General features: G+C 46.7%; 24 protein-coding genes and 1 pseudogene. 16 read left to right on the forward strand and 9 right to left on the reverse strand.

The window, feature by feature from the left end:
* Positions 1 to 8 precede the first annotated feature (8 nt).
* Together clpP and tig are read right to left on the reverse strand one after the other, a co-directional pair.
* On the reverse strand, positions 9 to 698 hold the full coding sequence (gene clpP, locus ACUVJL_RS09865) for an ATP-dependent Clp endopeptidase proteolytic subunit ClpP (RefSeq protein ID WP_445175246.1): 690 nt from the start codon (positions 696 to 698) through the stop codon (positions 9 to 11).
* Between the two features lie 358 nt (positions 699 to 1,056).
* Entirely contained in the window at positions 1,057 to 2,469 is a 1,413-nt protein-coding gene (tig, locus tag ACUVJL_RS09870) for a trigger factor (protein WP_445245676.1), read from the reverse strand.
* 584 nt (positions 2,470 to 3,053) lie between these two features.
* On the opposite strand from tig, the gene ACUVJL_RS09875 reads away from it, so the two are divergent.
* The 4 genes from ACUVJL_RS09875 to ACUVJL_RS09890 all read left to right on the forward strand — a co-directional run bounded on the left by ACUVJL_RS09875 (position 3,054) and on the right by ACUVJL_RS09890 (position 8,145).
* Positions 3,054 to 4,097, forward strand: coding sequence for an aspartate-semialdehyde dehydrogenase (locus ACUVJL_RS09875; protein ID WP_445245677.1), 1,044 nt, complete (start codon positions 3,054 to 3,056; stop codon positions 4,095 to 4,097).
* A 107-nt stretch (positions 4,098 to 4,204) separates the two neighbouring features.
* Complete coding sequence (gene dapA, locus ACUVJL_RS09880; protein WP_445245678.1) at positions 4,205 to 5,098, forward strand: 4-hydroxy-tetrahydrodipicolinate synthase; 894 nt, start codon at positions 4,205 to 4,207, stop codon at positions 5,096 to 5,098.
* A 283-nt stretch (positions 5,099 to 5,381) separates the two neighbouring features.
* Positions 5,382 to 7,250, forward strand: a complete 1,869-nt coding sequence (locus ACUVJL_RS09885; protein WP_445245679.1) for a ribonuclease J — start codon at positions 5,382 to 5,384, stop codon at positions 7,248 to 7,250.
* Between the two features lie 487 nt (positions 7,251 to 7,737).
* A complete protein-coding gene (locus tag ACUVJL_RS09890; protein ID WP_445245680.1) occupies positions 7,738 to 8,145 on the forward strand; it encodes a hypothetical protein in 408 nt (135 codons plus the stop codon).
* A gap of 409 nt (positions 8,146 to 8,554) precedes the next feature.
* Here the strand turns inward: ACUVJL_RS09890 and ACUVJL_RS09895 are convergent, their stop codons facing one another.
* From ACUVJL_RS09895 to ACUVJL_RS09905, 3 genes are all read right to left on the reverse strand, one after another.
* Positions 8,555 to 8,830 (reverse strand): MoaD/ThiS family protein, encoded by a 276-nt coding sequence (locus ACUVJL_RS09895; protein WP_172188035.1) that lies wholly within the window; start codon positions 8,828 to 8,830, stop codon positions 8,555 to 8,557.
* Positions 8,831 to 8,982: 152 nt separating this feature from the next.
* Positions 8,983 to 10,281: a threonine synthase gene (gene thrC, locus ACUVJL_RS09900; RefSeq protein ID WP_445245681.1), complete on the reverse strand. Its 1,299-nt coding sequence runs from the start codon at positions 10,279 to 10,281 to the stop codon at positions 8,983 to 8,985.
* 421 nt (positions 10,282 to 10,702) lie between these two features.
* Complete coding sequence (locus ACUVJL_RS09905) at positions 10,703 to 10,963, reverse strand: MoaD/ThiS family protein (protein ID WP_445245682.1); 261 nt, start codon at positions 10,961 to 10,963, stop codon at positions 10,703 to 10,705.
* A gap of 489 nt (positions 10,964 to 11,452) precedes the next feature.
* On the opposite strand from ACUVJL_RS09905, the gene ACUVJL_RS09910 reads away from it, so the two are divergent.
* Entirely contained in the window at positions 11,453 to 11,857 is a 405-nt protein-coding gene (locus tag ACUVJL_RS09910) for a hypothetical protein (protein WP_445245683.1), read from the forward strand.
* A 612-nt stretch (positions 11,858 to 12,469) separates the two neighbouring features.
* Positions 12,470 to 12,631 carry a hypothetical protein gene (locus ACUVJL_RS09915; RefSeq protein ID WP_445245684.1) on the forward strand — a complete coding sequence of 54 codons (162 nt, stop codon included), beginning with the start codon at positions 12,470 to 12,472 and terminating at the stop codon, positions 12,629 to 12,631.
* On the opposite strand, the gene ACUVJL_RS09920 is transcribed toward ACUVJL_RS09915, so the two are convergent.
* Together ACUVJL_RS09920 and ACUVJL_RS09925 are read right to left on the reverse strand one after the other, a co-directional pair.
* The gene (locus tag ACUVJL_RS09920; protein WP_445245703.1) at positions 12,618 to 13,994 is read right to left on the reverse strand and encodes a cytochrome P450; all 1,377 of its coding nucleotides are present in this window, start codon (positions 13,992 to 13,994) and stop codon (positions 12,618 to 12,620) included. The two genes, ACUVJL_RS09915 and ACUVJL_RS09920, sit on opposite strands and share 14 nt — an antisense overlap.
* A gap of 138 nt (positions 13,995 to 14,132) precedes the next feature.
* The gene (locus ACUVJL_RS09925; protein ID WP_445245685.1) at positions 14,133 to 14,738 is read right to left on the reverse strand and encodes a hypothetical protein; all 606 of its coding nucleotides are present in this window, start codon (positions 14,736 to 14,738) and stop codon (positions 14,133 to 14,135) included.
* 815 nt (positions 14,739 to 15,553) lie between these two features.
* Between ACUVJL_RS09925 and ACUVJL_RS09930 the strand changes: the two genes are divergently transcribed.
* The 8 genes from ACUVJL_RS09930 to ACUVJL_RS09965 all read left to right on the forward strand — a co-directional run bounded on the left by ACUVJL_RS09930 (position 15,554) and on the right by ACUVJL_RS09965 (position 22,533).
* On the forward strand, positions 15,554 to 16,120 hold the full coding sequence (locus tag ACUVJL_RS09930; RefSeq protein ID WP_445245686.1) for a COP23 domain-containing protein: 567 nt from the start codon (positions 15,554 to 15,556) through the stop codon (positions 16,118 to 16,120).
* A gap of 44 nt (positions 16,121 to 16,164) precedes the next feature.
* A complete protein-coding gene (locus ACUVJL_RS09935; RefSeq protein WP_445245687.1) occupies positions 16,165 to 16,398 on the forward strand; it encodes a hypothetical protein in 234 nt (77 codons plus the stop codon).
* A 46-nt stretch (positions 16,399 to 16,444) separates the two neighbouring features.
* Positions 16,445 to 16,753: a hypothetical protein gene (locus tag ACUVJL_RS09940; RefSeq protein ID WP_445245688.1), complete on the forward strand. Its 309-nt coding sequence runs from the start codon at positions 16,445 to 16,447 to the stop codon at positions 16,751 to 16,753.
* Positions 16,754 to 16,859: 106 nt separating this feature from the next.
* Entirely contained in the window at positions 16,860 to 17,336 is a 477-nt protein-coding gene (locus tag ACUVJL_RS09945; RefSeq protein WP_445245705.1) for a hypothetical protein, read from the forward strand.
* A complete protein-coding gene (locus ACUVJL_RS09950) occupies positions 17,284 to 18,057 on the forward strand; it encodes an RNA-guided endonuclease InsQ/TnpB family protein (RefSeq protein WP_445245704.1) in 774 nt (257 codons plus the stop codon). Before ACUVJL_RS09945 ends, ACUVJL_RS09950 begins: the two co-directional genes overlap by 53 nt.
* A gap of 126 nt (positions 18,058 to 18,183) precedes the next feature.
* A complete protein-coding gene (locus ACUVJL_RS09955) occupies positions 18,184 to 19,422 on the forward strand; it encodes a COP23 domain-containing protein (protein ID WP_445245689.1) in 1,239 nt (412 codons plus the stop codon).
* A 195-nt stretch (positions 19,423 to 19,617) separates the two neighbouring features.
* Complete coding sequence (locus ACUVJL_RS09960; protein ID WP_445245690.1) at positions 19,618 to 21,858, forward strand: phosphoketolase; 2,241 nt, start codon at positions 19,618 to 19,620, stop codon at positions 21,856 to 21,858.
* 78 nt (positions 21,859 to 21,936) lie between these two features.
* On the forward strand, positions 21,937 to 22,533 hold the full coding sequence (locus ACUVJL_RS09965; RefSeq protein WP_445245691.1) for a Uma2 family endonuclease: 597 nt from the start codon (positions 21,937 to 21,939) through the stop codon (positions 22,531 to 22,533).
* Positions 22,534 to 22,561: 28 nt separating this feature from the next.
* Here the strand turns inward: ACUVJL_RS09965 and ACUVJL_RS09970 are convergent, their stop codons facing one another.
* Positions 22,562 to 23,194 (reverse strand): hypothetical protein, encoded by a 633-nt coding sequence (locus tag ACUVJL_RS09970; protein WP_445245692.1) that lies wholly within the window; start codon positions 23,192 to 23,194, stop codon positions 22,562 to 22,564.
* Positions 23,184 to 23,708, reverse strand: coding sequence for a hypothetical protein (locus ACUVJL_RS09975; protein ID WP_445245693.1), 525 nt, complete (start codon positions 23,706 to 23,708; stop codon positions 23,184 to 23,186). Before ACUVJL_RS09975 ends, ACUVJL_RS09970 begins: the two co-directional genes overlap by 11 nt.
* A gap of 204 nt (positions 23,709 to 23,912) precedes the next feature.
* Between ACUVJL_RS09975 and ACUVJL_RS09980 the strand changes: the two genes are divergently transcribed.
* A complete protein-coding gene (locus tag ACUVJL_RS09980; protein WP_445245694.1) occupies positions 23,913 to 24,479 on the forward strand; it encodes a hypothetical protein in 567 nt (188 codons plus the stop codon).
* 52 nt (positions 24,480 to 24,531) lie between these two features.
* A pseudogene (locus ACUVJL_RS09985) lies at positions 24,532 to 24,876 on the forward strand (Uma2 family endonuclease); the annotation flags it as partial.
* Positions 24,877 to 24,943 lie beyond the last annotated feature (67 nt).

Genomic DNA, 24,943 nt, shown 5'->3' on the forward strand with positions numbered 1-24,943 from the left:
ACAGCCTCTTAATTCAGTGCAGTGACATTCTCTCCCGCCGCCGGAAGGTTTTCCTTTTCGATAACTCGATCGACCAAACCGTAATTTTTGGCTTCCTCTGCCGACATAAAAAAGTCGCGCTCTGTATCAGCCTCTAATTTGTCGAGTGGTTGACCTGTGTGGTGCGCTAGCAGTTCATTCAGCTTACGCTTATGATAAAGGATTTCCTTGGCTTGAATCTCAATATCAACTGCTTGACCTTGAGCGCCTCCGAGTGGCTGGTGAATCATAATCCGGGAACTCGGAAGAGACATCCGCTTACCGTGGGCTCCTGCTGTCAGCAGAAATGCGCCCATACTCGCTGCCAAACCGTAACAAATCGTCACCACATCCGGGCGGATTTGCTGCATTGTGTCATAAATTGCCATGCCGGCCGTCACCGAGCCGCCGGGGGAATTTATGTACATTTGGACATCTTTTTCTGGGTCTTCGGCATCTAGATACAATAGCTGAGCCACTATCGAGTCAGCAACTTCGTCGGTTACGGGAGTTCCTAAAAACACAATTCGCTCCCGCAGCAAGCGCGAGTAAATGTCAAAAGCCCGCTCGCCCATCCCCGACTGTTCTAGTACCATCGGCACTACATTGCTGGGGCGGTCGCTGACATCAAAATCGTTATAGCTTGTAATTAGGTAATTGGAAGATTGAGATACAACCATAAGACACCAGTCAAGGATTCTAGACAATTTACTGCTGCTGATGAAAGCTTTAAATTAAGCCGCCAGCTTTTAACTATTATGCCTCGGATGAACGGATATCGGGGGAATGCCTAGTTTTGAGTGTGTGAGATTGCTTTCTGTGTTCGGCTTGGGCGCGGGCGTGACTCTCTCCGCGAGCGGGGTGAATCAGTTAAAACACTCACTTGTCAATCATCACTGTTTCTAGCGGACACTTGAAGCTTGTAGTAAGGATCCTGTGCGCGGTGCGCACCTGGAGCTTGTAGTTAAGGATCAGGTGCGCCGTTAAAATCACGGTTGATTTCATGCCCCCAATTAGGACATTTGAACAGATTAAGTTCTATTCTTCGCCTAGGACTTCCACTTCGACGCTCGTGGCTGCTTCTGCTGAATCTTCAGCGTCTGATTCTTCTGATTCTGCTGCGGGATTCAGAGAGCCTTCAGGTACGAGTTCGATTGTCCCTTTTTCTTCCAACCATTTCAGGGTTTTTTGTTTGAGCAAGTCTTCTCCTACAAATTCCATCAATTTTAGAGGATCAAAATTTCCTTTGGGAAATTGTTTTCTGACTTTTGCTACTTCTTCTAATACTTCTGCGTCTTCCACAGATAAGGATTCCAGCTTGGCTACTTCTGCCAGAGCTAGAGACTGCTTAAGTCGCTCGACTGCTTCCGGGCGCGAGCGTTCCCGCATCGGGCCCATATTTTCTTCAGTAAACAGTTGGTTGATATCTATGCCGTAATTTTTCAATTGGAGGGCTTGTTGATTCAGCAAATAATCGATTTCGCGATCGACCATTGTTTCGGGAATTTCCACTTCTATTAGCTGCACGAGTGCTGCTGATATAGCTTTTTCCTTATTAGCTGATGTCTGGTTTTCTTTGTCTGCTTTAAACCGAGTTTCGAGCGATTCGCGCAGTTCTGCTAAAGTTTCAAACTCGCTGACTTCTTGGGCGAAGTCGTCGTCCAACTCCGGCAATTCTTTTTCCTTAAGTTCTTTGAGAGTAATGGTAAAGACTGCAGGTTTTCCTGCTAGTTCTTCACTGCTATACTCATCTGGGAACTGCACAGAAACTTCTCTAGTTTCTCCTGGATTCATCCCGATCATGCCTTCGATAAAGCCCGGTACAAACTGATTTTCCGACAATTCTACTTGAAAATCTTCTGCTTGACCGCCGGGAATTTCTGCGGGAGTTTCGCCTTCGGGTGCTTCCGCAAATCTACCGGAGAAATCAACCAAAGCCGTGTCTCCCAACTGAGCCGGCCGGCCTTCTACGGGGATTAAAGTAGCTTTGTCCGATCGATATTTTGCCAATACCTCATCTACCTGAGCCTCATCATACTTAGCTTCTTCTGCTTGAAGCTGCAAACCTGTGTACTGACCCAATTTCACTTCGGGTTCTACGTCAACCTTAGCCGAAAAAATCAGAGGCTGTTCTGGATCGAATTTAGCTAGTAATTCTTCAAACTCGCTGCGCAATTCAAAACTGCCAATTGCCGGAATTTTTTCTTGTTCGAGGGCTTTTTGCAGGGAATCATTAATCAAATTTTCCAAAGCCGTCGCCTTCAAGCGAGTCTGGCCCAGGCGCTGCAGCAAAACTTGGCGGGGAACTTTGCCTTTGCGGAACCCAGGAATATTGACCTCGCGAGCAAATTGTTTAATTACTTGCTCGTAAGCTTGTTTTGATTTTTCTGATGGAATTTCGATTTCCAGACCTACTTGGCTGGCTGGAAGTTTTTCCTGGGTTACTTTCATCGGCTTTTTTGATATTTAACAATAGTAATAAAACACATACAAATCTGACTTTGCCTGCATTTTAATTTTGTACGCTTTGACTCGTAACGGCACAACTACAACACCTTTACCGGATGAGACAGTAAGTCATTGCCGGCTACTTTTTTGGCTCTTGCCAAATAGTTTTGGTTTGAGGATACTAGCTTTTGCTGCTAGGAATGTGGAGGTTAAGTCCACTAATTGCCGATGCACCATAGCACATATCGCCCTGTGATGTCAATCTAGTCGGCCGGAGCGGCCAGTTAAAGGCAATGGATGCGCCTGCTAAAATGCAGATAGATCGCAAAACCAAAGCGGATGGGGATTGGGCGCGGGCGATCCTCTTCTGCAAGCTTCGTTAACGGCAAAAGATGCTAAACTGGCATTGGGTATGATCGCACGGATCCATCGGGAAGTCCGACTCGCCCGTTTCGGTTAACTGCACCATGGCTATCCTCTCATGCTCCTGATGTCGCATAACATTAATTAAGTTTGATATTGAGAATTGCAGTTATTTAAATTTTTGATTTCGATCGTGGAAACTATAATTTGTGGAGGAAACTAATTTGTCTCAATCCTATCGAGTTGCCATTTTAGGAGCCACCGGCGCAGTCGGGGCCGAGTTGCTAGAACTCTTGCACAGCAGGAGTTTTCCGATTTCTAACTTGAAGCTTCTGGCTTCGGAGCGTTCAGCAGGCACTACCTTGCCTTTTGGCGGCGAGATGCTGCCGGTCGAAGCAGTTTCGGGGCGATCGTTTGATAATGTAGATCTGGTGCTCGCCTCTGCCGGCGGCTCTACTTCTAAATTATGGGCTCCGCAAGCGGTGGCAGCCGGAGCAGTGGTCATTGACAATTCTAGCGCTTTCCGCATGGATGCGACCGTACCGCTAGTGGTTCCCGAAGTCAATCCCCAAGCGGCGGCAGCTCACCGAGGTATAATTGCTAATCCCAACTGCACGACGATTTTGATGGCAGTTGCCGTTTGGCCACTTCACAAAGTTAAGCCGGTACAGCGGATAGTTGTAGCGACTTACCAGTCAGCCAGCGGGGCGGGGGCGAGGGCAATGGAGGAAATGAAAGCTCAAGCAAGAGCAATTTTGCAGGGGGAAACGCCCAAAACCGATATATTTCCCTACCCCTTAGCATTTAATTTGTTTCCGCACAATACGCCGATTAACGATTTGGGGTATTGTGAAGAAGAGATGAAAATGGTAAACGAAACTCGGAAGATATTTGGTACGGACGAGATTAAAATTACGGCAACTTGTGTGCGGGTTCCCGTACTCCGCGCTCATTCGGAAGCAATTAATCTAGAGTTTGCAGAGCCTTTTAGCGCGATCGAGGCCAGGGAAATCTTAAAGCAGGCAAGCGGGGTTAAGGTGGTAGAAGACTGGCAAGCTAATTATTTCCCGATGCCTGTGGAGGCCAGTGGTAAGGATGAGGTGTTAGTCGGCAGGATTCGCCAAGATATTTCTCACCCCTGCGGGTTGGAGATGTGGCTGTCTGGCGATCAAATTCGCAAAGGGGCGGCTTTAAATGCGGTGCAGATAGCTGAGTTGCTGGCCCAAAAAGATTTGTTGCGCACCCCAGTGGCGGCGGCTTCTAATTAGCGGGAACCCAGGTAAGTGGAAAATTGAAATTGGGGATTTTAGATAAACCTTTGATCTGAAATCAAAAATTTAAAATCAAAAATCAACAGTCTAAAATCGGAGAAAGTGTGGTAAAGTTTGGACGGGTTCTGACTGCAATGATTACGCCGTTTAAGGAAGACGGCAGCGTTAACTATGCGGTAGCAGAACAATTGGCAGTTCATTTAGCCGATCGCGGTACGGATAGCTTGGTAGTGTGCGGCACAACGGGCGAGTCTCCCACTATGACCTGGGATGAAGAGTACCAATTATTTCAGGTGGTACAAAAGGCGGTGGCCGGTAAGGCGTTGGTAATCGCAGGAGCAGGATCGAATTCTACAAAAGAAGCAGTAGCAGCTACGCAAAAAGCAGCTAAACTCGGGTTAGATGGCTGTTTGCAGGTGGTTCCTTATTACAACAAGCCGCCGCAAGAAGGTTTGTACAATCATTTTCGGGCGATCGCGCAATCTGTTCCTGAATTGCCTATAATGTTATATAACATCCCCGGTCGCACTGGTCAGAATATGTTGCCGGAGACGGTGGCTCGATTGGCAGAAATCCCCAACATTGTGGCCGTAAAAGAAGCAAGTGGCAACTTGGATCAAGCAAGTCAAATTCGGTGCTTGACATCCCCTGAATTTGCCATCTATTCTGGAGATGATTCCCTAACTTTGCCCATGTTGGCGGTAGGAGGATCTGGTGTAGTTAGCGTAGCCAGCCATCTGGTAGGAGAGCAACTGCAACAGATGATCAAAGCTTTCGAGGCCGGTCAAGTTCAAGTCGCTACCCAGATTCACTTGCAACTTTTTGACCTGTTTAAAGCTCTTTTTCTCACCACAAATCCCATTCTCGTCAAGACAGCTCTCAAACTTCAAGGCTGGGATGTAGGCTCCACCCGTCCGCCCCTGTGCGATCCGCCTGTTGAGGTGACTCAAAAGTTAAAGGACGTACTGAGCCAGCTAGCCACAGTATCAGCTATCTAGACAGGCGAGAACGAGTTTTCAGACAACTGAATATTGGTTGTGATAAGTCATTAGTTGTTAGTCATTAGTCTTGAGTAATTAACTGTTAGTAATTAGCTAACAGTCAAAAAATAAAGGCTGAGGATTAAAGACTGAAGGCAAAAGACAACTGACTGTGGGGGATAGTAAAACCCCCTGGGGAGTTTTCCATAAATATTTGGAAAATAATTGCCCTAGCAACGAACAAAAGACGAAAGACGAAAGACAACAGACAAATAACAAAAATAACTAACAAAGGATACGCATGATCACAAAAAATACAACTGCATCAGCTCTAAAAATTATTCCCCTTGGTGGACTGCACGAAATCGGTAAAAACACTTGTGTGTTCGAGTACGGCGATGAAATAATTCTTTTAGATGCAGGTTTAGCCTTCCCGACCGATGGAATGCACGGGGTAAATATTGTTCTCCCAGACATGACTTACCTGCGGGAAAACAGCCACAAAATTCAAGGCATGATCGTGACACACGGTCACGAAGACCACATAGGCGGCATCCCTTATCACCTCAAACAATTTGAAATTCCGGTCATATACGGTCCGCGTTTGGCGATGGCTTTGCTAGCCGGAAAATTGGAAGAAGCGGGAGTGTCTCACCGCACAGAATTGAGGACAGTTCGACCGCGGGATACGGTAAGAATTGGCAAGCATTTCTTAGTCGAATACATCCGCAACACTCACTCGATGGCTGACAGTTTTACGGTGGCAATTCACACTCCAGTGGGAATTTTGATCCACACCGGAGACTTTAAAATTGACCACACTCCTGTAGACGGCGAGCATTTTGATTTGCAAAAGCTGGCTGAGTACGGCGAGAAAGGCGTGCTGTGCTTGATCAGCGATTCTACTAACTCGGAAGTACCGGGTTTTACCGCTTCGGAACGTTCTGTTGCGCCAAATTTAGACAGAATTATCGCTCAAGCACCGGGACGGGTGATGCTGACGACTTTTGCTTCGTCGGTACACCGATTGCAAATTGTTTTGGACTTGGCTAAGAAAAACAATCGGTATGTCGGAGTGGTTGGCCGGTCGATGCTTAACGTCATCGCTCACTGCCGCAATCTCGGCTACATCAAATGCGAAGATAGTATTTTCAAACCGCTGAAAGAAATCCGCAATTTGGCTGAAGACAAGGTACTGATTTTAACTACAGGTTCCCAAGGCGAACCGATGGCGGCGATGACTCGCATTGCTAACGGCGAACATCACGAACTGAAAATCAGAAAGGGCGATACAGTCATTTTCTCCGCTAATCCGATTCCGGGAAATACGATCGCAGTGGTAAACACGATCGATAAACTGATGATGCTGGGAGCACACGTGGTTTACGGCCGCGACAAAGGTATTCACGTTTCGGGACACGGTTGTCAAGAAGACCAAAAGTTAATGATTAACATGACTCGTCCCAAGTTCTTCTTGCCGGTTCACGGGGAACACCGGATGCTGATCCAGCACTCCAAGACGGCTCAAAGCATGGGCATTCCCGCTAGTAATATGGTGATTGTTGATAACGGCGATGTCGTAGAATTAACTGAAAATTCGATGCGAGTGAGCGGTAAAGTGCCTTCAGGAATTGAATTGGTAGATTCTTCTCGATCGGGTGTTGTCAAAGCGAGCGTCCTCAAGGAACGTCAGCAGTTGGCCGGAGATGGCGTTGTAACTGTAGCGGCGGCTTTGAATTGGGAAGGCAAGTTAGTTGCTAAGCCGGAAGTACACTTGAAAGGTGTGGTGACATCAGCCGATCGCGAAGTTGTGATCAAATTAATCACTCAAACCATTGAAACAGTTTTGAGCGATCGCTGGTCAGAATTTGTAAAACCTGCTGCTTCAGACTCACAAGTTGATGTGGACTGGGTAGGAGTTCAAACGCAAATAGAAAAGGCTATTCAACGAGTAATGCGCCGGGAACTGCAAAGCAATCCCTTGCTGGTATTCCTGATGCAAATTCCTGAAGAAGCAGTGCGATCGGAAATTGTGCAAACATCTCAACTTTCCATTGAAGCACCTAAACTAGCATCATCAGTACCGCCACCAGTACCAGCCCCTGTGAATACAGTAACAGGTCGTCGTCGTCCTCGGACTGCTGCAAAAGTAGCTTCCGGCGTTTCCTAGTATTAGTAATCCCTGGCGCAAAGCCAGGGATTTGTTTTTCAACCGCAGATGAACACAAACCGATTCAACTACCCCAACTTCATCACCGCCTGAAAAATCTGGCTACTTCCCAAAAGCTCTCCCTCAAATGGCGACCATCGCGTGTTGGCGAATGTTATAAATTAAATATTGCTACTGTTGACCTATAGTAAACTAATTTTTGTAAATTCCGATCAGATAGCGGTAGAAATTGGTAGTATGTCCTATGGACGCTACCGTTTAAAATGACCGCGTTGAAGCATCGGGTTTTTAATCAAGTTTCTTCGTCAAGCGCAACGGATCAGCCCCCAAAAACGTAACGTCTTTAAATAGCGCTTTCAGTATTTTGTTGAAAGCTTTAAGAGATACCTCCCTATCCGTCAGGCTAAAAGCTTGATATATCTGCCATACACAGTAGATTTAGGCGCAATCCTGGATTTACCGAGTTAAATATATCTGGTAATGAGTCATGTCCAAAATTGCCACCCTGATAGCTTTTTCTGTTTTGTTGCTCCCCCTGCCAGGTTTGGCGGCTTACCCCGAGCGCCAAACCTATGAATTGGTGATGGAAAGGTATACCTTGGAACTGCACCGAAATAGCCACCGGGACGCTTGCACTTGGTACGCCAACCCGACAAGCTGGCGAATTTTGCCATCGGGCCAGCGTTCAGTGAGTGTCTTGGAGGTTGGAGAGGGGAAATTGGGGTCGGCGTGTAACGGCATTTTCCGGTTTTTGGTCGTTATCGCCGACTGTGAGTCAGGATACATTACTTCGAGCGAACGACTTGGGTCAATTCCTGCGTGGGAAGTTTATCGTGAGTTGAACCTCCAAGCCGCCAAACAAATCTGCTCTCTGCGCTCCCCTGAAAGTGAGTGATCCGTTAATTCCTGTGGTGATTTTTACATGGTTAAGAAGCAGGAGCGACCCGCTAATTACACTTGGGGGCTAATCGTGACACGGGAATCGCTGCACCGTGGGCGGTGATGGTCATGGCTCTTAGTGGTTTTTCATTCTTTTGGCAAATTTGGATCTTCGCGACAAGTCGAGAGTGGTAATTGTTCACCGCTTTGAATCGTGGTAATCCTCATCCGATTGTTATTTGTGAAGTAGTTCCACCTAATTAAACCGAAAACGCAAGGGTGGCATACTGTCCTCGTGCAGCCCTGGTTTCCCGACTAGAAGCGATGGCGATTGCCAACAACTGACGGGCGCAAATGAACGCAGATAGAGTTGATAACTATCTGCGTCCATCTGTGTTTATCTGCCCCCATCTGCGGTCAAAGAATCAACCACCAGCAACCGCGGGTACAATACTTACTTCATCACCATCTTGGAGGGCTGTTTTGGAGCCATCCAAAAAGCGGATGTCTTCGCTGTTGACGTAGAAGTTGAGAAATCTGCGGGGTTCTCCCTTTTCGTCGCACAGGCTTTTTTTGATGCCGGGACAATTTGTTTCCAGCGATTCAATCAGTTCGGAAATGTTGTCGCCGCCGCATTCTATTGTGGCTTGATTGTTGGTGAATTTTTGCAGGGGAGTGGGAATTAAAACTTTGACGGTCATTTTATTAGTCCTTAGTCAGTAGTCCTTAGTCATTAGTTATTAGTTATTAGTCCTCAGTCATTAGTCCTCTGTGAGCAGTCAGTTGTCATCAGTCAACAGCTTAACAACTAATGACTAATGACTAATGACTGCCGACTACTGACTAATAGCTGTTAAACCGAAACTTGTTGCCATTCTAAGCGTTCGAGGGTGCGGGCGCGTTCTAGGGCGCGCTCGAACGCTTCTAGTTTGGGTTCGAGGGTGATGGGTTCGCCGATGTAGCCTTGAACTGCTTCCTGCGTTTTCAAACCGTTGCCGGTGATGTAAGCGACGGTGGTTTCATCGGGATTGATTTTACCTGCTTCTACGAGTTTCTTCAAGACGGCGATTGTCGTGCCGCCTGCGGTTTCAGTGAAGATGCCTTCTGTTTCTGCTAGCAGTTTCATGCCTTCGATGATTTCGGTGTCGCTGACGGATTCAATGTTGCCGTTGGTTTTGCGGGCGATTTCCAAGGCGTACATACCGTCGGCTGGATTGCCGATCGCGATCGACTTAGCAATTGTATTCGGTTTCACCGGTTTGACGAAATCACGACCTTCGCGGAATGCTTGGGCGATTGGGGAACAGCCGTCAGCTTGGGCGCCGCTGAACCGGACTTTCTTTTCATCAACTAAACCGACTTCGATGAATTCTTGAAAACCTTTGTAAATTTTTGTGAACAGCGAGCCAGAGGCGAGGGGGCCGACGATGTGATCGGGCAATTGCCAGCCTAGCTGTTCGGCAACTTCGTAGCCGAGGGTTTTTGAGCCTTCGGAATAGTAGGGACGCAAGTTGATATTGACAAATCCCCAGCCATGTGTATTGGCTACTTCGCAACAGAGGCGGTTAACTTGGTCGTAGTTGCCGTGAACTGCCATGACAGTTGGATTGTAAATCAAAGTGCCGAGGACTTTGCCTGCTTCTAAGTCGGAGGGGATGAAGACTACGCAGTCGAGTCCGGCGTGGGCGGCGATCGCAGCGGTGGAGTTAGCTAAATTGCCGGTGCTGGCACAGGATACCGTTGTGAAACCCAATTCTCTCGCTCTGCTGAGGGCGACTGACACCACTCTGTCTTTAAAGCTGAGAGTGGGCATATTGACGGCATCGTTTTTAATATAAAGATTTTTTAGACCGAGGCGGCGGGCTAAGCGGTGGGATTTTAATAGAGGAGTCATGCCGGTGCCGACATCGATGACGTTATCTGTAGCGACTGGTAAAAATGAGCGGTAGCGCCAGATCGAGTTGGGGCCGGCTTGGATAGTTTGGCGAGTGACGGTGCGGCGGATGGCGTCGTAGTCGTACTTGACTTCAAGCGGGCCAAAACAGCAATCGCAGACGTGCTTGGCTTGGAGTTCGTACTCTTCGCCGCATTCTTTACATTTGAGGGCTGTGAAGGTTGCTGCTGTGGATTGGGTTCTGGTCGCCTGGGTCATAGCTCAACTCTCTAGTTTTGCGATGTGTTCTAAGTCTTGTGCAAGATTAGCACGGTCAATTTACCCCGTCAACCATACCCGATTTTTTTAGTCGGGATTGATTTTCCAGCAATATTGAGTTGCCGGTCCGAGCTAGCTGGATAGTTCTCAATCACACTCTCAGAGTGGCTTCTAAGCTCTGCCGAGGAATGCAAAAAGAAAGCAAAAGCCTTGGTATTAACCGAACTCAAGAATGAATTCCCTTAAAAACTTATTGCAAAACTTTATAAAGCTTTTTTTTGTTGGTCACTCAAAAATCTCAGGCGGGAACTCTAGGCACCGCGCCTACAACTCAACACTAAGCTGTACTGAATAGAAATCGTCTATTTCAATTCCCTATTCCCCAAAGAGTCAAATCCTGGGACACTCTGCCCCTCCTGGCTTATCCACCGCTGACGGGAGGGATGAGTACAACTTCGTCGCCGTCTTGGAGGATGGTGTCGGGGGAGACGAATTCCATGTTGAGTCCGAAGCGGGTGCGATCGCGCCATTGTTCTAATTGAGGATGTTGGGCGATCGAGCTTTCGAGCACTTGAGACACAGGGGTGTCGGGAGGAAGTTCTACTGTAAGTTCGGAAACGCCGTAGGCTTCACCGAAGGCGGCGAAGAGTTTAACGGTGATGGTAATCGAAGAGTTAGACACGGCTGTTGAGTGCGATCGACGGTTTGGCAATTATCAACTACACCATACAATTAATTAGGAATTAGGCACCCCGAGGCTTAAAATTGAAATCGACAATCTCTAGTTAAGTTTTACCCCATTGGGTAAAGATGACAGTTGATTGCAGCAAAAAGTCCCAACAGCATTGTAGGCCCAGCGCTCTCACCAACCAGGCGTTATGCCATTTGAGATTTTAGATTAAATAATTGAAGGATTGGGAATGACTGATAACTATCATGGTTGGGAGCAAGGGCCTACAGTTCCATTCTTTTTTGAAACGGCTGTTATAAGTAGTTGGCATCCGCTTAGATGCAGCTAGCTAAGGTCTAGTTTGGTGCTGTTGAGGCTACTGCGAGACTATTTTTTGATAAGGCGGGATAGATACTTCCCCGTAATTGTGGCAGAGTACAAAAGCACCGGACTAAATTTAGCGGGCAACAACCCAGACAATGCCCTGCCAACCCGCTTCTGGTGACTAAAGATCAGGTTGTCAAGTGCAGCTTGGAATTGCCGAAGCTTGGCCGTGCTTTCGCCAAGCGTGCCGTTCTATCTAAAAATAATAGTCAAGTTAACGCGATCGAGATATATATGGCAAATAACGATTTTAAAGTGCTTCAAATTATTGAAGCTAAAGGCTGGTATGCCTTTGGGAGTACGAAGCAAAGCCAGCACGTTGAGAGGTGGGTAAGACCGGTGGTGTGTTGGGTTTTAATAGAAGATAAAAAAAAGCGGCGGATTGTGACTGCTACCGCTAGCTATCAGATCCAGATTGACGACAAAGAAGTCGAGTTTTTTGCCCACGAAAGCGAAATTCAAGATCTGGAGAGTCTCCCGAAGTCTGTCTCGGTATCGGAATTTCTGAAAACAGAAGATTGAGAGAAGGGCCAAAGGAGATCCTTTAACAAGTTATTAATTATTCCTTAGTGATTCCTTAAACTTGCTGTCGGATGCTATTTGAATTAGAGGCAGAAGCTCTAAATTGGGCAAAGGGGGAGATGGAAGGCGAGAATTTATACTTTTGCCTTGCCGAAGGCATCTTGTGCCGAATGCCTGAAGTAGCCCAAAAAATAAAGAAGCCGGAAGATTGCAGGCAATGCCAACGCGCTTCCGACCTTGCTGAATAACAGGGTATACATATGTTTTTAAAGTATGGCAGGCAGGCTTTGGAGATATCAAGAGGACTATTGCAATCACCCACTTTTGCTTTAGACTGTGTTTGCAAAGCTCCTAGTATTTTAGGCTGAAAAGTTAAAAATTCAGATGGTGCCAAAGGCACTGAAGTAGCCCAAAAAATAAAGAAGCCGGAAGATTGCAGGCAATGCCAACGCGCTTCCGACCTTGCTGAATAACAGGGTATGCATATGTTTTTAAAGTATGGCAGGCAGGCTTTGGAGATATCAAGAGGACTATTGCACTCACCCACTTTTGCTTTCAGGCTGTGTTTGCAAAGCTCCTAGTATTTTAGACTGAAAGTTGAAAATTCCGAGGGTGCGAGCGTTACAGGTTAAGGATTATAGCTATTTATCTGTAGCGGGTGCTACAAAAAATGGTGGCATTGGCCGACGATCGCACATTCTCCTTAAATTGTTTGCACTCAAAGCTGAAAGTTCGATCGCCCGCTGCAACTGCTGCGACTTTAAACCCCACTAGCAACAGGTTCACGCTTCTGCTGCGACATCCGCCGCCCCACCAGCGCCATCCGCACGCCGCCGGCAGGCCCTAAAGTCACCCCTCGGCGTTTGGCCTGTACGGGCTTTTTCTCGGCTAATACGAGGTTGAAATCCCGCAAAATGGTTGCCAGCACCAGTTTCATCTCCAACTGCGCCAGCGCCAAGCCGATACAGCGGCGGCTGCCGCCTCCAAAGGGCAAATACTCATAAGGCGAGAATTGCCTCTCCAAAAACCGTTCCGGTTTAAATTGCAGGGGTTCTGGATACAAATCCTCCCGTCTGTGGGTCAAATAAATAGAGCCGAGGACAACCGTGCCCGGTTCGAGTTGATGTCCCATCAGTTCCACGGGCGTGAGAACTTCTCGCGCAAACGTCAGCATTCCCACCGGGTAAATTCGCAGCGTCTCCTGACAAACTGCACTCAGGTAAGGTAAGCGGAAAATCTCCATCGGGTCGGGATTTTCCCCCAAACTGTCCAATTCTTGCAGCAACTTCTGGCGCACCGAGGGCAAGTGGTGAATCCAGTAAAACGCCCAAGCTAGGGCCGTTGCTGTGGTTTCGTGGCCTGCAAACAGCAGCGTCATCAACTCGTCGTGCAATTCTTCATCGGTCATTGGTTGGCCGTTTTCGTCGCGCGCGGCCATCATTAAGCTGAGAATGTCGGTGCCGTTGGCGTCTGGTTGCAGTCTGCGTTCTTCTATTTCGGCATAGATCAGAGCGTCAGCTTTACGCTGTCGCTGTTTCATTCGTCCCCAAGGACTCCAAGAGCCCCAATCTTGCTGCATCCAATTCAGAAACAGTATGCTCGATCGCACGGGAGAACCAGTCATATCGACGACTGAGGCAAGTAGTGGTCTAAGTGCTTGTAACCGCGGCCCGTCATCTAGGCCGAAGACAGCTTGCAAGATTACCCGCATGGTGACTTCCTGCATCGCGCTGCGAGCCACAAAAGGTCGATCGACCGACCACTTGCTGGCAACATCTTGAGCGATATCGCAAATTAGTTGCCCGTAATTCCGCATCCGTTCCCCGTGAAAAGGTGGCATCAATAATTGGCGCTGGCGTTTGTGCCTTTCTCCCGAGAGCATAATCATGGATTGTTCTCCCATCAAGGGTTTTAGGATGCTGTTCAGGCTGCCTGGAGCGTGAAACGCGTTGCTGTTGAGCATCTCCTGGATAGCTTGGGGGTGGTTGATCATCACCAATGGTTCCCCGTTGTTCACTTGAGCTGTGAAAATGTCGCCGTATTGTTTGGCACATTTATCCATGTATGTCAGGGGATCGCTGATCCATTGAATTAGCTGCACAAAGGGTGGAGCTTTGGGGCCGTTAGGTAGTGTCATCGGAATTACCTGGGTTTTGGTCACAGGACTTAGCAGCATCAACAAATCTCAAAGGGTTTGAAGGTTTATTCAATCCCTCCCAACCCTTTTTTTTAAGGGGAGAAGTGCGTCAGTCCCATCTCCAATAATTTTAATAGCTTATTCTCTAACCGTGTTCAAAATGTCCTTCCCAAGCTCTGTAAAACGCACAGTTTTGATTTGCCAAGGAGCATAACTGGTTAAAGTTTGGCGCACGCCCCCGAACAAACCTAACATCTGACAACTCGACAGATTTTGCAATTTCTGCCGCGAATTTCCGGAGGCTCGCAGATCGACGGTAGCTATTCCGAGACCGCGATCGATCCTGAGCCGATAACCAACCAAACCAAGACTATCGAAAATCTGCTGCTTTAACACTTCATTAACGGCCAATGACATTAACTGGTTGTCTGGGCCTGTAACTGTTTCCGGCTTCAGATTTTGACACAGATTGTCTACCTTATAAACCGTAACGGTGACAGCCTTCTCTGAGACTGCCGCATTGTCTAAAACTGAGGCTACAGATTTAGAGGGCTGGGGTGCTTGAGTCGATCGATTGTCAATTTGATTTCCCGTTAGCTGTAGGTGTCGGAACTGACGGGCCCTTGCTGGGGGTTTGCTCTGGTTTTCTGCCGAGTTAGCTGCATCTGAGCTAGAACAACTGCTAGCGCCGAACAGAATTAATCCAGTTGCTAAATACCCCAACTGTTTGCAGATACGGTTCATAGTTTTGAATACTCTACTAAAGCTCAGTGTATAGAGGGGAATTTTTGGTAGTAGAAAGCACTTAATCCCTGATTACACTCACTTAGAAGTATTTCTGGCAGTACGGAGAAGAAAACAAGTGAAGAGTTCTTGTTAAGACTTTTATTTTTGTGTTAGATAACGTAAGAGGGGTATTACCCCTTAAGTGTCCCACCCTGCGGTGGCCGTATCTCCGCAGATCCAGCTCTCGAGCGAGTTCGCAAGTGATATCAAATACCTTGTCAGTTGTGTGATGTACGGTTGCAACTCGATTCATCTCAATGTCTGAGGTGAAAAGCCTCTTTCCAGTTGGCGAAAGCCTGAGTTTGATTAGTAGTAATCAGGACAGAATTCAGACTTGCGCGCGCATTTTAAGCTCGCCTTCGGAGCACATTCCCTGTAACGGGGCCGAAAGCCAAGTTACAGCGAAGGCGCAAGTCCCGAACCATATTAGGACTTACGCATCAAGACCAAAGAAACCGGATTTTTAACCAGGGCTAACGGCTGCAATGAAGTGTTTTCGTAAAAAACCCGGTTTCTGGGCAAGTCGCGAACGAAATAATTCCGAAGTCAGCGGATCTGTAATAGGACTAAGGCCAACTGGCACACTCGAATCGACTTGTAGGGTGCTCTACTACTTTGATTATGAACGGATTATCAATCGTTTCGGATTGTAGAGCACCTTACTAATTGTGACACTTGCGTCCAGGACTGTTTAATGAACTGGCGCTTCAAGGGTGTTATCGCAGGATTTGGGAATTTTTGTGTCAAATCCCATCAAAAAGAGTCAGAACATCATGAAACAGCAATTATGGACAAAAGTTTTGGCGGCAACAGCTTGCGCCCTCAGCGGGCTGACGGTTGCTTTTCAACCGAGTTACGCTCAGCGAACACCGAGGGAAAGTGGGTTTAGGTGCAGCACCTCGACCGGTGCGCCGGTGACGGTGTACCAAAACCCTCAAGGTGCCGTAGAGCCTTGGATTGAGTGGACTTCCCATTATTTCTCCGGTTCTGGCTACTCACCGGCAACTCGGTGTCAATTAGTAAGTCAACGTCTCGAAACCTATCGCCGCCAACGGGTGCTCAAGTATATTACTGCGGGCCAGATGAACGGCCAAAATGTCATTTGCACGGCTAATCAAGTCAATGGGCGGTGTCAAAATTTGATTTATACCCTCAGACCCGGTCAAGACCCGATCGGCTCTTTGTATAATTTGTTGGCTTGGCGCCAAGGATATGTCGGGATGCCGTCTTTTGATGAAAGCAGTAAAATTCCTTACATTGATGTCAGGGGAAAGCTAGAGGAAAACACTGCCGATGAGGCGCAACTGCCCCCTTTTTCCCCGCTGTCGGGACTGCCTTAAAGATTGGTAAATTTTCAATCCCATCGCCAATTCCGGGGGTTGATGTGGAAAACTTGGCGCGTCAAACAACGGTACGCATCCAGACGGGGAAATCTTCGGGTTCGGGGATGATCGTCCGGCGGCAGGGGCAAACCTATACGGTGCTCACTAACTGGCACGTTGTGGCGATCGTCCGGGGCGATCGGACTATTGTCACCGACGACGGCCTCCTCCACCGACGGCTGGGAGTTCCTAGGCGGCGGGGCGATACCGATCTGGCGATCGTTGAGTTTCTGTAGGCGATCGAGTATAAAGTAGCACCGAGCCGGCGCCGAGCCGGCAGCGGTGGGAGAGCCACTGCGATCGGCCGGATTCCCTGCAGGTGCACAGGTGTGGGCTGTAGCGCGGGGGTTCGTAGAACTGCTGCTGCCCACACCTGTGCCTCAAGGTTTTAGCTTGGGCTATACAAATGAGGTTAAAATCGGTATGAGTGGCGGTCCGATTTTTAATGCCAAAGGTTTCTTGGTTGGGATTAACGGTCGAGGCAAGTATCGAGATCCAGATTTTGGAGTCTATGCTTTTGAATATGCAACTGAACCGACAGCGGAATTGTTAGAGGTGATACTAAACGGCAGTTTCATATACTTTTGGTGACATTAAAGACATATTGGACAAAAAAACACGGTTTTCTTGTCTTTCGTGGGCTGTGACTGGTAAAATAAGTATCAGAAGAAGGCAGTCCTGACTCGCTCCCCAGCCGATGTACGCCCTAAAGCTAGAACTAAAACTCAACAATTCTGAACGTACAAGGATGGCGCGACACGCCGGTTACGCTCGATTTTGCTATAACTTGGCTCGTACCCTTTACTTGGGTGTGATGGATATCAAAGTTAGCCGTACTCGAAAAATTGCCCTCATCAAAAAAACTTTCACAAACTTCATCAAAAAACAACCAGAATATCAATGGACTAAAACTTTATCATCTCGCGTTTATCAAAATGCTTTTATTGCCTTCAATAACGCTCTCGAACGTTTTTTTAAAGGTAGAGGTGACTTTCCTAATTTCAAACGCAAGAAATCCGGGGACTCGTTCACGCTCCGACAGCAGCAATGGGCCAGTATTTCTGAGAGCTGGCAATCGGATAAAAATTCCTACCCTGGGAACGTTTCGCCTGAAAGAAGCTATCCGGTACAACTGTTGCTCTCAAACATTTACCATCAGCCGCACTGCGGATAAGTGGTACGTCAGTTTTACAATAAAAGCCGACAAAATCCCCCCTTTGTATCACTCAGTCTCCGAAACTATCGGCATAGATTTAGGAGTTTCCACCTTTGCCACCTTGAGTGACGGTACGGTATACCAACTGCCCAATTCCCTAAAAAAAGCGAAAATCAAGCTAGGGAAACTACAGTACCGTCATCGAAACAAGCAATTAGGCAATAAAAAACTTGGGATTAAATCCTCGAAAAATGCTCAGAAATTTTATCGCAATCAGGCTAAAAAACACGCCGATATTGCTCAGAGGCGACGAGATTTCTTGCAGAAAACCACGACAGAAATCAGTCAGAAGTATGCCCACATCCGCATCGAAGATTTAAATATTTCTGGGATGGTGGCAAATCACAAACTGGCTTCTTCAGTTGTAGACTCAGGATTTTATGAATTTCGACGCTTTCTCACTTATAAATCTTCCATTTACGGCACTATTGTCGAACTGGTAGATAGATGGTATCCCTCATCTAAAACTTGCTCCAGGTGCGGCCACGTTCAACCGATGCCACTTCAAGCGCGAGTGTTTGTTTGTGAGGCTTGTGGTAACAATTGTAATCGAGACTTGAATGCTGCGATTAATTTAGCCTCAGTCTCAAAAAATCGAGTAAGGATGGCTAGTCCTGAATTAACGCCTGACCAGGAGAAGGAGCCGACTCCCTACGCAGACACAGGAAATAAGTTTTAAGTGTCCGAGATGTCAGTCTTGTCCGCTTTATGTCAATCTTATGTAGCAGAAGATGGTTAAATCGAGTTGGGGAATTCCTATTAGTATATATTTGCAGTTCGTCTCGTCTCATCTAGGGAGTTAGCGATGAATTCGTGGGGTTTACGGTTTGACGCGCTGACAATCATCTTGACCGGTGCAGTAACGGTGGCTGCGGTTGTCGGCCAACAATATGCTGCTTGTGCCAAAACAGCCCAAGAAATTGCCCAGCTAGCGATATTAACAACGGTGGAAGTCAACAATACGCTGGGTTTTTCTGCTAGTGGCTCTGGAGTAATTATTGCTAAACAGGGCAATATTTATACTGTTCTGACGACGAATCACGTAGTGGCAAGCCTCGCCCAAGAATACAGCATTCGCACTCATTTAGAAAAAAATTATAGAGCAATCAGAATACAGCGCCTCCCGAAAAATGACAGGGATATAGACTTGGCATTGGTACAGTTTCAGAGCCGAGAACAGTATCCAGTAGCCCCAATGGGCGAGTCGGAACGTGCTGTTGTCGGTTCTAGTATTTACGTTGCTGGCTATCCGCTGCCCATCGCCTTTGAATCTGAAAGAAAACTCGAGTTTACGGGCGGTCTTGTCTCTTCTCGTCTCGATCGCACATCATCGGGGTACGGACTGCGCTATCAAGCTGTGACCAGGCGCGGTATGAGCGGGGGGCCTGTATTTGATGCTGATGGCAGAGTTGTGGGAATTCACGGCCAGGGAGATACTGTCGGCACAGTGAGGAGCCAGTGGAACGGTCAGATTGAGGAGATTAAAACCGGGTTGAATTCAGCGATTCCGATCGATGCTTTTACGGCGTTGCTATCACAAACTAAGCCTAACGGCTGGGATATTCTCAGCAATATTTCTATCAGCCGCGCCTCTAGCGAAAGCCAACCGAACCTCGGTCAGGGGGGCTTTGTGTGCGATACCTCCACGGGGGAGCCGGTGACTGTGTATCAAAATCCCCAAGGGTTCAGGGAGCCTTGGATTCGCTGGAATTCTAATTTCTTTTCTAGTTCTGGCTACGATCCTCTGACTCGCTGTCAACAAGTGACTCAGCGCCTGGAAAATTACAAGCGCAACCGACAGCTAAATTATGTCACTGTCGGTGTGGTAAATAACCAGAAAGTGATTTGCACGAGCAGTCGCGTTAACGGCCCCTGCGAAGGTTTGATCTACACGCTCCGTCGCGATCAAGATCCTGCTCCTGCACTCAGCAGTTTTTTTGTTTGGCTGGCGAATCAAAAGGCTAGACCTTCTCTTTTTGAAAGCAGCACTGTGACTTATATTAATGTCGGGGAACGGCTGGGGTTAGACATTAGCGAACCCTAATTGGTACTCAGCAATGATTTTTTTCCGGCTCGATCGCCCTGATTTGTTTCTGGAAAAGTGGGGCGCTCTCAGCTTAAATTTTGAGATATTTTATTTATTTATGATTCGATATAGCAGAAATGATGATTTTTTGCAACAAGGAAGCTATAAAATTACTGTTACATTAATCCAATCTAAATTTTTCAGGTATAAAGCATGACTGCAACTACGCCGAAGGCAACGTCAGCAATTCCCAGTTTTTGCGAAGGAATCCAGTATTTCTCCGAGAGTGTGCCGGGTTTTGAGACTTACGGGAAAGCACCTGCGATCGCCGAGGGGAGCAAGTCGATCGCCGATCCTGCCGATCCCGTCGCCGTCTTTCAAACGATGCTGGGAGCAGACGCCCTGCGCTACCTGACGCTGCAAGTTACCGCCAGCAAGGCATCGGGACATCCGGGGGGTTTTGCTAGCCAAGCTGAGGCTTATGCCGCTTTGGTGATGCTCGGACACAAGAACATTGTCACCGAAGTCGGCCATCACGCGCCGGGATTTTACAGCGCCATGTTTCTCGATCGATCTTTGGAGGATATGGGAATTGTTAACGTGCAGCAAGTGCGCGATAAATTCAGAGAAAAAGACGGTTTGTTAGGACATCTTTCCGGTTTCATTCCCGGCCTTTTAGCACCGGCGGGTCCCCTCGGACAAGGGCAGCATTTCGCAATGGCTGGAGCGCTTTTGCACCGCGAAAAACTGTTTGCTTTCACAATGGGCGACGGCGGCATGGGCGAACCCTATCCGATGAGCAGCATGGGGCATTTCCACACTGCTTATCCCAGCGTTACTAACTTTTTGCCTGTGTTGGTTTGGAACGGATATTCTCAGGAACATCACAGCATGGTTTCGACTAAAACTAATGCTGAAATGATTGCTTATTGGCAAGGCAACGGTTTTGAAGAAGTTATCTTAGTTGATGCTAAGGAATTTGACGATAAAAATCAACCGGAAGATTATGTTGACAGCACTGCTTTTTCGCTCGAACAGCGCATGGCATTTACCAAAGCTGTTTTACAAGGAGTTGACAAAGCGGCAAAATCTGCTCTCGGTGGCAAATTAACTGCGTTTATTATCAAACAGTTGAAAGGTGCCGGGGTCCACGCGCGCGGAGCAAAATCTCACAACCTTTATCCGAAAGATACGCTGGATGCTCCGCACATTATCAGTGCTTTAAAAGAGCGCGCTTTGACTGCTGCTGCTTGGGAGTTGGTGCGGACAAATTGCGAGCGTGCGGGCGGCGGACCGGCGGCGAAAACAGTTGTTACTGAGTTTACATTGCCGCTGGCAGATTTAGGCGAATTGCCTTTAGAAGAATTTGCAGTTGGGGGAGAACCGAAGATTTCGACAACAGCAATGGGGGTTTTGGTAGGGAAAGTGGGCGAGCGCGATCGTACTTTTCTTGTCACTAATGCTGACGGCAACGAAGCATCGGCAATTGCCAATATCAACCAAGCTCTCAAGATTATTCACCCGACGACAGATGACCTGTACAATCAATCGCCAAACGGTCAAGTTTACGAACCTTTGAGCGAGGATGCTTGCGCTGGTTTAGCCGTAGGTTTATCGCTATTCGGAGCGCGGAGTTTGTGGTGTTCCTACGAATCTTTTGCCATAAACGGTTTACCAATCTGGCAAACTGTAACCCAAGCAATGGCAGAATTGCGCCGTCCAACTCCGGCAACTGTCACCTTATTTACAGCGGGTGCATTGGAACAAGGCCGCAACGGTTGGACGCACCAACGGCCGGAAATTGAGGCTTATTTTGCGGCGATGATGCGGAACGGAAATGTGTTTCCTTTGTTTCCACCGGATGCTAACAGCATTCAAGCCTGTTACGAGTGGGCTTTGACTGCTAAAAATAAGGGAGTTGTGATTACTGCAAGCAAGTCGCCGCTGCCAATTCGCACTACTTTTGAACAGACTCGCCAAGGTTTGCAAGACGGTGCAATAGTGCTGCACGAAGTCGATTCCCCGCAAGCTGCCCACAATCAAGGGGGGAGCAAGAAAGTTGTGTTTGCAGTTGTCGGCGACATGACGTTAATGCCAGTGTTTGAAGCGGCGGCATTTTTGGAAACAGAAGGGATTGGAGTGCGGATTGTTTCTGTTGTGAATCCCCGGCGTTTGTACCGTCAAGGCGATGTTGCTTGGGATACTTGTTCGGAAGCTGACGGCGGCTTTTTGAGCGATGAGAAATTTGCCGAATTGTTTGGCGGAGATGCCTTGATTGGCGTGACAGGCGGTGCTTCTGGGATGTTGGAACCTGTGATGCTCCGCAGCAATTGCAAGCGGGATACTTTCGCTTGGAAGCGGGGGGAAACTACTGCTAGTGCTGGTCAGTTGATGGCGTTTAATGGGTTGACTGCTGAGGCGTTGACTAAAAGGGCGATCGAGCTAGTTCATTAAGTTAGAATGTGAGTGAATGCCCCTGCCTGGTTTGTGCTGGGTAGGGGCTAGTAATATTTAAGTAGGATGGTGATACCTGTGACTGCACAACTTTTAGAAGAAACAGTTACGCTTGCCGAACAGCGATTGCTTCTCCCCGCTTATTATACTTGGGAGCAATTTGAGGCGATCGAATCTTTGATGGCCGACTCTCCGGGTTTGCGGATAACTTATCTTGATGGGTGGATCGAGTTTATGACACTGGGCGAAGAACATGAAAGCTTTAAAAAAGCGCTCGCTATATTACTGGAAGCATACTTTTTTGACCTCGGAATTGAATTCTTTCCTGTAGGGAGTGCAACTCGCAGAGACCGGGCAAGAGATGTATCATTTGAACCAGACGAGTCTTATTATATAGGTTCAAGAAAAGAGCATCCCGATTTAGCCGTGGAAGTAACGATTACTAGCGGTAGCACAAATAAACTAGCTAAATATCTGCGACTTCGCATTCCAGAAGTCTGGTTTTGGGAAAATAATCGGCTTGCTGTCTATCGGCTGCGCGAGGATGATTACGAGCAAGTTTCAAGAAGTGAGTTTTTGCCGGAGTTGGATTTAGAATTGTTGGTACGCTGCGTTTTAATGCCTTCAAGGATTGAGGCAAGGAGAGAGTTTATTCAGGGAATTCGTCCGCAGTAATATAGAATAGTTAGTAGTCTCTATGCTATTACGGATCGGTGATATCCGTTTTTTTGGTACTCGATTTATCACTATCTCTGCTACTGATATCTGCGGAATATATCCATCCTTGTACAATAGCTTTAATAACATTACTACTAAAAATACTATTATCCAGAAGAGTATCGACAGCAGATATACTACCAGCTTTGAGAGCACTAGCTACGCGAGACTTTAAAGCAGGAGGAGTTTCATCGTTAACATAGGCTACTTTTTCTTCCTCAGTAGCAGTAGGGTTTGACTTCTCTAGTTGCATGAGAAGTTGCTGAATTTCGACAGCAGCTTCAGCAAGTGTTTGTTTTCTTTCACCTCCTTGATTAATGGTTCCACCAACATAATCACCACCAATGTAAAAACCTCCCTCCTGAACAATAATCTGACTAAACTGATTCACTAAAGAAGATCGTGTACTATCTAAAGCTTTTCTGAACGCATCAATAGTAGCAATTGTAATTAAGCCCAGAATAACTATCAAGGCCTGCTGTAACTCAGCAGCCATCTCAATCTTGACTAACACACCAATTATAGAAAGAAGTATTATTGAAAGATACACCGCAACCGAAGTTTTAAGTCGCTTTTCAAATTTGAACGCACTAATTAAATCTAGTTTATTATCTTCCATTTTTCTGCTCCTCAGACTGATTATCCTTATCCTTTCCATTATAGAGAGGTTCATTTGAATCTTTGGAAAACCCTTTCAACCCGTCTAAAAAGTCGCCGATTTCTCCCAAAGAATAGCCTAAAGGTTTAGCCAATCCTAAAATTAAAAATTGCGAGCCTGCTAAAGGAACAGTTTGTATTAATAAAACGCCTATTCCAACTGAAAGAACACTAGCTGCCATTTGTTGGTTTCGGTGAAAAATGTCTTTTTCTTGTGCTTTTTGAAGTTGAACTTCTGCCGATTTTTGTGTGTAATTTAATTGCCTTTCTTTTCTATCCAATTCATGAAGTTTCTGTCTCATTTCTATCAATACTTCGTATTCTTCTGGTGTTTTCGCTAGTGCGAATTTTTCAACCAGAATCTCTTTATAAACTTGGATGTCCGATTGATTTTCCTGTTTTATGCTCTCTCCACTCTGCATCTGATAAGGCAGCAAAGTGATATTTCTTGGTTGATCTAGTTTTTCATCGGTCATTTCCTACCTCTGCATTGGCAAGTAGTTAGGTACAATACCAGTTGCTCCTATAATTTCTGCTTTATATGGAATTATGAACATTTTAAGATCCTCATAGTAGACTTTTAACGCAAAAACTTCAAGGCAGAAAAAGTTGGAAAAAGTTGGATCTTTCTCAAATTGGCACAAACAATTCGGAGGCGAGGTCAAAAAAGTTGGAAAAAGTTGGAAAAAGTAGGGTATAGTAACGGTATTCATATCATCGGCCTACCTATGAACATTTCTCAGATGTTGCAATCCGTCGATGAAACTGTCTGCGCTAAAACAGGCAAACATTTAAACGACTTGCAGCGGAGAATTATCGCGGGAATACTGAATCGTCAAAAGTATGCTGGGGTTGCAGAAACATACGGTTACAGTGACAAGCACGTTAAAAAAGTCAGTCACGAGCTTTTGCAAATGTTATCTGATGTCTTTGGCGAACAAGTTAAAAAAAGTAATCTTGAATCTGTGCTAGAACGTCACATAAATGTAAATATAAGTTTAGGCAATAAAAACACTGGGAATAAAAACAATGTCAATATAGGTTACACCAACAATTGCCCCGATGCTTCAGCTTTTACCCCAGATGAAAGTCAGCCTGCAACTCCTGACTTCCAGCAGCAAAGCAATAATTACACTGGCCTCGCAATAATTAAATTAATTGATAAGTTGCGTCAGTTTGGTTTGACGGATGAGCAAATTGCAGAAGCGCTAAATCTACCCTTGAATGAACTCGATAGAGTGGATTGAGAAAAGTGAATATAAAGCGTTATCTAGTTTCCATTTACGGAATTATTTGCAAAATGCTACTCGCAGGGATAGATCGAGAGATGTATCCTTTGAACCAGACGAGTCTTATTATATAGGTTCAAGAAAAGAGCATCCCGATTTAGCCCGGGAAGTAACGATTACTAGCGGTAGCACAAATAAACTAGCTAAATATCTGCGACTTCGCATTGCTGAACTTTGGTTTTTGGAAAATAATCGGCTTGCTGTCTATCGGCTGCGCGAGGATGATTACGAGCAAGTTTCAAGAAGTGAGTTTTTGCCGGAGTTGGATTTAGCATTGTTGGTACGCTGCGTTTTAATGCCTTCAATAATTGATGCAAGGACAGAGTTTCTTAATGGGGTTAGGCAAGTGGGTTGAATGCTGAGGAGTTGGTAAAAAGTGCGATCGTCTAGGAGGGCTTCGCTAAGGACTTGATTGGTTAAGC

It is taken from the genome of Microcoleus sp. OTE_8_concoct_300 (genome assembly GCF_031383065.1).
Classification (GTDB): domain Bacteria; phylum Cyanobacteriota; class Cyanobacteriia; order Cyanobacteriales; family Microcoleaceae; genus Microcoleus.

Excerpts from the sequence above, each read along its gene's own strand:
- clpP (WP_445175246.1), bottom strand. The coding sequence starts at position 698 with ATGGTTGTATCTCAATCTTCCAATTACCTAATTACAAGCTATAACGAT.
- tig (WP_445245676.1), bottom strand. The coding sequence starts at position 2,469 with ATGAAAGTAACCCAGGAAAAACTTCCAGCCAGCCAAGTAGGTCTGGAA.
- ACUVJL_RS09885 (WP_445245679.1), top strand. The coding sequence starts at position 5,382 with ATGATCACAAAAAATACAACTGCATCAGCTCTAAAAATTATTCCCCTT.
- ACUVJL_RS09890 (WP_445245680.1), top strand. The coding sequence starts at position 7,738 with ATGTCCAAAATTGCCACCCTGATAGCTTTTTCTGTTTTGTTGCTCCCC.
- ACUVJL_RS09895 (WP_172188035.1), bottom strand. The coding sequence starts at position 8,830 with ATGACCGTCAAAGTTTTAATTCCCACTCCCCTGCAAAAATTCACCAAC.
- thrC (WP_445245681.1), bottom strand. The coding sequence starts at position 10,281 with ATGACCCAGGCGACCAGAACCCAATCCACAGCAGCAACCTTCACAGCC.
- ACUVJL_RS09920 (WP_445245703.1), bottom strand. The coding sequence starts at position 13,994 with ATGACACTACCTAACGGCCCCAAAGCTCCACCCTTTGTGCAGCTAATT.
- ACUVJL_RS09925 (WP_445245685.1), bottom strand. The coding sequence starts at position 14,738 with ATGAACCGTATCTGCAAACAGTTGGGGTATTTAGCAACTGGATTAATT.
- ACUVJL_RS09930 (WP_445245686.1), top strand. The coding sequence starts at position 15,554 with ATGAAACAGCAATTATGGACAAAAGTTTTGGCGGCAACAGCTTGCGCC.
- ACUVJL_RS09945 (WP_445245705.1), top strand. The coding sequence starts at position 16,860 with ATGTACGCCCTAAAGCTAGAACTAAAACTCAACAATTCTGAACGTACA.
- ACUVJL_RS09955 (WP_445245689.1), top strand. The coding sequence starts at position 18,184 with ATGAATTCGTGGGGTTTACGGTTTGACGCGCTGACAATCATCTTGACC.
- ACUVJL_RS09960 (WP_445245690.1), top strand. The coding sequence starts at position 19,618 with ATGACTGCAACTACGCCGAAGGCAACGTCAGCAATTCCCAGTTTTTGC.
- ACUVJL_RS09970 (WP_445245692.1), bottom strand. The coding sequence starts at position 23,194 with ATGGAAGATAATAAACTAGATTTAATTAGTGCGTTCAAATTTGAAAAG.
- ACUVJL_RS09975 (WP_445245693.1), bottom strand. The coding sequence starts at position 23,708 with ATGACCGATGAAAAACTAGATCAACCAAGAAATATCACTTTGCTGCCT.